The 6,925-nt window shown below is 58.3% G+C and carries 8 protein-coding genes and 1 tRNA gene; 6 read left to right on the top strand and 3 right to left on the bottom strand.

Going from position 1 to position 6,925, the window contains the following annotated elements:
- The 3 genes from D0T11_RS23635 to atpD form a co-directional block, all read right to left on the bottom strand.
- Positions 1-105 (bottom strand): transposase-like zinc-binding domain-containing protein (locus tag D0T11_RS23635; protein WP_449547769.1); only part of this gene is annotated, 105 nt, incomplete at its 3' end.
- 103 nt (positions 106-208) lie between these two features.
- The gene (gene atpC, locus D0T11_RS21310; RefSeq protein WP_119657829.1) at positions 209-448 is read right to left on the bottom strand and encodes an ATP synthase F1 subunit epsilon; all 240 of its coding nucleotides are present in this window, start codon (positions 446-448) and stop codon (positions 209-211) included.
- A 105-nt stretch (positions 449-553) separates the two neighbouring features.
- Positions 554-2,059, bottom strand: coding sequence for a F0F1 ATP synthase subunit beta (atpD, locus tag D0T11_RS21305; protein ID WP_119657828.1), 1,506 nt, complete (start codon positions 2,057-2,059; stop codon positions 554-556).
- Positions 2,060-2,325: 266 nt separating this feature from the next.
- Here atpD and D0T11_RS21300 point away from each other — a divergent pair.
- The 6 genes from D0T11_RS21300 to D0T11_RS21275 all read left to right on the top strand — a co-directional run bounded on the left by D0T11_RS21300 (position 2,326) and on the right by D0T11_RS21275 (position 6,793).
- A tRNA-Gln gene (locus D0T11_RS21300) sits at positions 2,326-2,398 on the top strand.
- Positions 2,399-2,579: 181 nt separating this feature from the next.
- Entirely contained in the window at positions 2,580-3,509 is a 930-nt protein-coding gene (locus D0T11_RS21295) for a ribose-phosphate pyrophosphokinase (RefSeq protein ID WP_119657830.1), read from the top strand.
- A 190-nt stretch (positions 3,510-3,699) separates the two neighbouring features.
- Positions 3,700-4,764 carry a DUF6340 family protein gene (locus tag D0T11_RS21290; protein ID WP_147374783.1) on the top strand — a complete coding sequence of 355 codons (1,065 nt, stop codon included), beginning with the start codon at positions 3,700-3,702 and terminating at the stop codon, positions 4,762-4,764.
- A gap of 150 nt (positions 4,765-4,914) precedes the next feature.
- Entirely contained in the window at positions 4,915-5,487 is a 573-nt protein-coding gene (locus D0T11_RS21285) for a 50S ribosomal protein L25/general stress protein Ctc (protein ID WP_119657826.1), read from the top strand.
- A gap of 263 nt (positions 5,488-5,750) precedes the next feature.
- The gene (gene pth / locus D0T11_RS21280; RefSeq protein ID WP_119657825.1) at positions 5,751-6,320 is read left to right on the top strand and encodes an aminoacyl-tRNA hydrolase; all 570 of its coding nucleotides are present in this window, start codon (positions 5,751-5,753) and stop codon (positions 6,318-6,320) included.
- 11 nt (positions 6,321-6,331) lie between these two features.
- Entirely contained in the window at positions 6,332-6,793 is a 462-nt protein-coding gene (locus tag D0T11_RS21275) for a hypothetical protein (protein WP_119657824.1), read from the top strand.
- Positions 6,794-6,925 lie beyond the last annotated feature (132 nt).

The raw sequence follows: 6,925 nt of genomic DNA, 5'->3' as shown, positions 1-6,925 counted from the left end.
GTGGCGGCAGGCTTTGCACTGGTATTTGGGCTGGCCGTGGCGGCTGCCGTTCTTGCGCAAGTCAGCACTGCTGCACTTGCCACACGTCAACGTGGTCTGAAGCATGGGAGTAAGATACTACTCACCCCGCATTATACCACCGCCAAAAAACTGTGCCTTTCTCCTGGTCGGGAGAAAGGCACAGTTAGGGTTGCGTAGCAGCTTGTCGTTACGCCGAAGCGCCTTCGGCCAGCACAATTACGTTGTTGCGCAGCACCTCTACTACCCCGCCCTCAATGTGGAAGGTAGTAGCGCCGCCGTTCAGCACCACGTCGCCGGCTTTCAAGGCCGAAATCAGGGGGGCGTGGTTGTTCAGCACTTCAAACAGGCCGTCGGCTCCCGGAAACCGGGCCGAGCTAACCTCGCCTTCAAATACCTTCCGGTCGGGCGTGATGATTTCCAGATGCATGTTTTTTTGAATTATGAATTAAGAATTAAGAATTATGAGTTGGTGGTCAGGAGCGTTCTTACCCGCCAATTCATAATTCATAATTCATAATTCTTAATTAATAATCTACTTGGCTTCGGCAATCAGCTTTTCGCCTTTGGCCACCGCGTCGTCGATGTTGCCGACGAGGTTGAAGGCCGCTTCGGGCAGGTGGTCGTACTTGCCGTCGATGATGCCGTTGAAGCCGATGATGGTTTCCTTGATGTCAACCAGCACGCCTTTCAGGCCGGTGAACTGCTCGGCTACGTGGAAGGGCTGCGACAGGAAACGCTGCACCCGACGGGCACGCGTTACGGTCAGCTTGTCTTCCTCCGAGAGTTCGTCCATGCCCAGAATGGCGATGATGTCCTGCAATTCCTTGTAGCGTTGCAGAATTTCCTTCACGCGCTGCGCCGTGTTGTAGTGCTCGTCGCCGAGGATGGTGGCATCCAGAATGCGCGAGGTCGAGTCCAGCGGGTCTACGGCGGGGTAGATGCCCAACTCGGAGATTTTACGGCTCAGTACCGTGGTAGCATCCAGGTGGGCAAACGTCGTTGACGGAGCCGGGTCGGTCAAGTCATCGGCGGGCACATATACGGCCTGTACCGACGTGATGGAACCGCGCTTGGTAGAGGTAATGCGCTCCTGCATGGCGCCCATTTCGGTGGCCAGCGTGGGCTGGTAACCTACGGCCGACGGCATCCGGCCCAGCAGGGCCGATACTTCGGAACCGGCCTGGGTGAAGCGGAAGATGTTGTCGATGAAGAACAGGATGTCGCGGCCGGAGCCGGTGCCATCGCCGTCGCGGAAGTTTTCGGCTACCGTGAGGCCCGAGAGGGCGACGCGGGCCCGGGCTCCGGGAGGCTCGTTCATCTGGCCGAACACGAGCGTGGCCTGCGACTTGAGCAGCTCCTGCTCGTCAACCTTGGTCAGGTCCCAGCCGCCTTGCTCCATCGAGTGCTTGAACTCGTCGCCGTACTTGATGATGTCCGACTCAATGAATTCGCGCAGCAAGTCGTTGCCCTCGCGGGTCCGCTCGCCTACGCCGGCAAACACCGACAGACCTGCGTAGGCCTTGGCGATGTTGTTTACCAGCTCCATGATGAGTACGGTTTTGCCAACACCGGCACCACCGAACAAACCGATTTTGCCACCCTTTACATAGGGAGCGAGCAGGTCGATTACTTTGATACCCGTGTAGAGGATTTCCGACGAAGTAGCCAGGTCCTCGAAGGGCGGGGCCTGCCGGTGAATGGGCAGGGGGCCGTCGCTTTTAGGCTGGGGAATGCCGTCGATGGCCTGGCCGATGACGTTGAACAGACGGCCCTTGATGCCTTCGCCCGTGGGCATCGACATCGGGGCGCCCAGGTCGCGCACAACGGCACCGCGGGTCAGACCCTCGGTCGAATCCATGGCGATGGTGCGGACCCGGTCTTCGCCGAGGTGTTGCTGGACTTCGAGCACGACCACCTGGCCATTGCCTTTCGTGACTTCGAGGGCGTCGAGGATGTTGGGAAGCTTGGAGCCTTCACCCGCGAAGCTCACGTCCACGACGGGACCAATGACCTGGGTGATTTTACCGGTATTCGCCATTGCGTTTTATAGATTGGGATGGGTGCAACGATTCAGGCCGCAAAACTACGGCTTAATCCCGGCATTGGCAAGGCAACGGGAAACGGGCGGTTTTCAACTTTTTTTTCGGGACTTGAATGACTGATTTTCAGCCCTAAAAAGGCATTGACGGGACTCGGAGGCGAAAAACTCCGGAAAAATATTTCCCCGGAAATTTGCCTGGAATAAAAGCCGCCGTACATTTGCACAACCAAACGGCACACCTCCACAGGTTGCCAGCGGGAAATTGTCCGATGGTGTAACTGGCAACACGCTTGATTTTGATTCAAGAAAGTCCAGGTTCGAGCCCTGGTCGGACAACCGACTATCCCAACGCAAAAAGCGCTGATTCTTCCTGTTTCGGAAGAGTCGGCGCTTTTTGCTTTTATTGTTTTTGCCTTTTCCGCGCCATGCTGGCCGGAACACGCCAGCGCAGCTTCCCCCGGCTGCGCTGGCGCGTTCCGGCCAGCATGGCATTTTCTTTTCCACCCCTACCCTTTTCATGGCACAGCAAGTAAAAATCTTCGCCGGCAACGCCTCCCACGAGTTAGGTGAGCAAATTGCCGCCGCCTACGGCACCAAACTCGGCGACCTGAGCATCCAGCGCTTCGCCGACACCGAACTCGGCCCCAGCTTCAACGAGAGCATCCGGGGTTGCGCCGTGTTCCTGATCCAGAGTACCAACCCGCCGGCCGAAAACCTGATGGAACTCATGCTGATGGTGGATGCGGCCAAGCGCGCCTCGGCCGCCTCGGTAACCGTGGTGATGCCCTACTACGGCTATGCCCGCCAGGACCGCAAAGACAAGCCGCGCGTGAGCATTGGGGCCAAAGTGGTGGCCGATTTCGTGCAGAGCGTGGGCACCGACCGGCTGATGACCTGCGATTTGCACGCGGGCCAGATTCAGGGCTTCTTCGATATTCCGGTGGATCATCTCGACGGCGCGACCGTGATGGCCCCGTATATTCAGTCCCTGGGCCTCGATAACCTGATTTTCGCCTCGCCCGACGTGGGCGGCGTGGTGCGCACCCGCGGCTTCGCCAAGAAGTTCGGGGCCGAAATCGTGGTCTGCGACAAAATGCGCCTGCGGGCCAACGAAATTGCCTCCATGCAGGTCATCGGCGACGTAACGGGCATGAACGTGGTGCTCGTGGACGACATCGTGGACACGGCCGGCACCATCTGCAAGGCCGCCGAGCTGCTGATGGAGCGCGGGGCCAAATCGGTGCGGGCCGTTATCACGCACGGCGTCCTCTCCGGCCCGGCCCACGAGCGAATCCGCAACTCGGTGCTGGAAGAGCTGGTGATTACCGACACGATTCCGCTGAAAGAGGAAAACGCCAAAATCCGGGTTATCTCCCTGGCCAGCCTTTTCGCCCAGGCCATCCGCAACGTGGTCACGCATGAGTCGATCAGCTCGTTGTTTATCTAGTCGTTTCGGTTTGGTGGCCTAGCCGCCCGCCTCCAACCATGCAGCGCACTTAGTCCTGGCCGGCGCAGCAGTTCGTTAGGGTATTGGCGGCGAGGACGCGCTATTACTGGCCCGGATGGAAAATTGGCACGGTCTTGAGAGGGAGGGAACCCGAAAAGGTTCCCTCCCTCTCTTTTTTATTTCTGTTGATATGAAAACTTCGCTACTTCGTTTTCCTGCTACCGTTCTGTTGGCTATGGGCCTGCTAACCGGCTGCACCACAACCGTCCATATGCAGGCCCTGGCCCCGGCAGCCGTACCAATGCCCGGCTCAATGGAGCGTATTGCCACGGCCAGCCGGGTGTTGCCGGAAAGCCGCCGCGACAAATTTTTCGATGTGCTGGAAGGCATTTTCACCGGGGAAGGCCTGCTGGTTGACCGCGCCGGCACCGAAGCCTGCGCCATCAGCGTGGGCGAGTCGCTGATGCGCAACAGCCCCCGTTTCCGCGTGACGCCGGCCAACCTGCAACTGCTAGGCAAAACCCGCGAGTTCTTTCTGCCGCCCATGCCCCCACGCTACGTGCAGCAGGTATGCATTGAAAACCAGGTGGATGGCCTGGTAGTTCTGGAGGCTTTCGACTCCGATATGCACGTGGAGCAGCACCAGGAAGAGCGCGTGATCAAGGAGAAAGACCAGCCCGACCGCAAGGTTCAGGTAACGGTGGCCGTCATGGAAATGCGTCTCGTAACCGGCTTCCGGACCTACGGCCCCGATGGTACCGTGGTAGACCAGGCCAAGCAGGAAGACCGCATGTACTGGACCAACGAGGGCCCCAGCTACCAGGAGGCATTGCGCCCGATGCCGGCCCCGGGCGAGTGCATCCGGCAGGTGGCCGCCCGAATTGGCGACCAGTATGCCCGCCGCATTGCGCCTTCTTACGTAGCTCTTTCGCGCCAGATATATACCCGCGCGGGGAAGGATGCGAACATGCAACAGGCCAGGCAAATGGTGGCGGCCACCGACTGGGCGGAAGCGGCGGTCGTCTGGCAGAAAGCGGCACAGAGTCCTGATTCAGACGTTGCGGGGCGGGCTTGTTACAACCTGGCCGTAGTTGAAGAGCTCAACAACCGGCTGCCCGAGGCCATCGAATACGCCCGCAAGGCCGCTTACACGCACCAGCTGCGCGCCGCCACCGCCTACCTGCGGGAGTTGCAACAGCGCCAGCAGGCGGAATTAGTGGTGGCCGAACAGCTCCCGGGCACTTCCGCCAACTGATAGATTCGGTGGCGATACTACGCCAAGGTACAAAGGCGGGTGAAGCTGCCGGAGAATTAGGGGTTTCAATTACCGTGCAAAGCGCCTATCTTTGCGGCCCGTTTGCCTGCTGTGGGTAGGCGGATTTCATTCCCCCAAAAGCACACTTTTATGAAAAGCCTCGAGATTGTAGGGTTTAAAAGAGCGAATCTCGGTAAGAAGGACGCCAAGGCGCTTCGCCTCGACTCGTACGTTCCGTGCGTGTTGTACGGCGGCACCGAGCAGGTGCACTTCTCCGTTCCCGCCATCCTGTTCCGCGAGTTGCTGTACACCCCCGAGGTGCACATCGTCGACCTGAACGTGGAAGGCACCATGTACCGCGCCATCGTGCAGGATGCCCAGTTCCACCCCGTGAACGAAATGTTGCTGCACGTTGACTTCCTGGAGCTGGAAGAAGGCAAAGAAGTGAAAATGGATATTCCCGTGAAGTACGTAGGCGTTTCGCCGGGCGTACTGGCCGGTGGCAAACTGGTGAGCAAGCTGCGTAAAATCAAGGTGAAAGCCACGCCCGAAAACCTGCCCGACTACGTGGAGGTAAATATCTCGGAGCTGGCCCTGGGCAAGTCCATCAAAGTGAGCAAAGTGGAAGCCAAAGACTACACCATCCTCACCAGCGGCATGGCGCCCATCGCCACCGTGGCCATCCCACGTGCCCTGAAAGGCACGCTGAACGCCGAGAAATAAGGATCACGCATTAGCACGGATTTTAGCGGATTGCACGGATTTTGTAGCCGATTCGCTGAGCTTGTGCTATTCCGCCAAAAGCAAAAGAGCCACTCCGTTAGCGGGGTGGCTCTTTTGCTTTTGGCCCTTATGAGGCCAAAGTGCTTGCTTTGCTCAACTACGCCTACTTTTGCACCGGGGCTTTCCCACGGATTCCCCATCCGGAGCCGGCTACGAAATCCGTGCAATCCGTTAAAATCCGTGCTAATCCGTGATCCTGAGATGTGGTCTTTCTAGTACTTTGCCTGGGCAACATCGGGCCCGAATACGCCGATACGCGGCACAACGTAGGCTTCATGGTGGGCGACTGGCTGGCCCGCAAGCACGAGGCCGCGCCCTGGCAGCTGGGCCGCCACGCCTTCACCACCGAGTTCAAGCACAAGGGCCGCCGGTTCGTGCTCGTGAAGCCCACCACCTACATGAACCTGAGCGGCAAAGCCGCTGCCCACTGGCTCAGCACCCTCAAAATCGAGAAGGACCAGCTGCTGGTGGTAACCGACGACCTGGCCCTGCCCTTCGGTAAGCTCCGCCTAAAAGCCAAAGGCTCGGCCGGCGGCCAGAACGGCCTCAAGCACATCCAGGAAACCCTGGGCACCGACGAGTACGCCCGCCTCCGCTTCGGCATCGACTCCAGCTTCGGCCGCGGCCGGCAGGTAGATTACGTGCTCAGCCCCTTCTCCGAAGACGAGAAAATCGACTTGGATGCCCGCCTCGAAAAAGCCGGCGAGGCCGTGCTGGCCTTCGGGATGCAGGGCGTGGAGCGCGCCATGAACGTAGTGAACGTGAAGGAGTAATTGCGTAGGCTATGTCTTTCACTATTACCTACACTCTTATGAAAGCCGGTTGGGCGGAAGTCGAGTTTGGTGATGGGAACCACCGCGTGTCTGGCACTGCATCTTACTTGCATGACAGCCTACTGAGCCTTGTGGACGCAGCTGTTCTCCTACTCGCCGGTTCGCTGGAGGAGCAATCGGTTATTTTTATGGACGAACCAGGAGAATATCAACTTCTGCTGAATCCAATTAGCGCCACGCTCCTCAGCGTAAACTTGCGCTGGTACGATGACTGGGCGAGTTGGGATATGTGTCCTAAAGACCGTTACCAAACATCACTTTCGGCGGATTCTACCCCTTTGGAATTTGCGACAATTGTAGCGCATAACCTTACGCAGTTGTGGTTAACCTATGGCAGCGAAGGCTACTTGGAAAGTTGGATTGAGCACGAATTCCCTTATAACCAATACCGTAAGCTTACTCTACCCTACTAAATATTGCGGCATAAAACGGGGCAGTCCGACCTTTGGGGTTCCTACACCATCCAAACCCGTTCTGCCCCGTGAAGCAATGCCTCAGCGCCAAACTTACTACGCTTTTGCGACAGGTGCCGTTTGTGCGCCATT

This window comes from Hymenobacter rubripertinctus, from assembly GCF_003583925.1.
GTDB lineage: Bacteria > Bacteroidota > Bacteroidia > Cytophagales > Hymenobacteraceae > Hymenobacter > Hymenobacter rubripertinctus.
Note: the sequence above shows the minus strand (reverse complement) of the source record. Positions and strands in the feature narration are given on the sequence as shown.

Excerpts from the sequence above, each read along its gene's own strand:
- atpC (WP_119657829.1), bottom strand. The coding sequence starts at position 448 with ATGCATCTGGAAATCATCACGCCCGACCGGAAGGTATTTGAAGGCGAG.
- atpD (WP_119657828.1), bottom strand. The coding sequence starts at position 2,059 with ATGGCGAATACCGGTAAAATCACCCAGGTCATTGGTCCCGTCGTGGAC.
- D0T11_RS21295 (WP_119657830.1), top strand. The coding sequence starts at position 2,580 with ATGGCACAGCAAGTAAAAATCTTCGCCGGCAACGCCTCCCACGAGTTA.
- D0T11_RS21290 (WP_147374783.1), top strand. The coding sequence starts at position 3,700 with ATGAAAACTTCGCTACTTCGTTTTCCTGCTACCGTTCTGTTGGCTATG.
- D0T11_RS21285 (WP_119657826.1), top strand. The coding sequence starts at position 4,915 with ATGAAAAGCCTCGAGATTGTAGGGTTTAAAAGAGCGAATCTCGGTAAG.
- D0T11_RS21275 (WP_119657824.1), top strand. The coding sequence starts at position 6,332 with ATGTCTTTCACTATTACCTACACTCTTATGAAAGCCGGTTGGGCGGAA.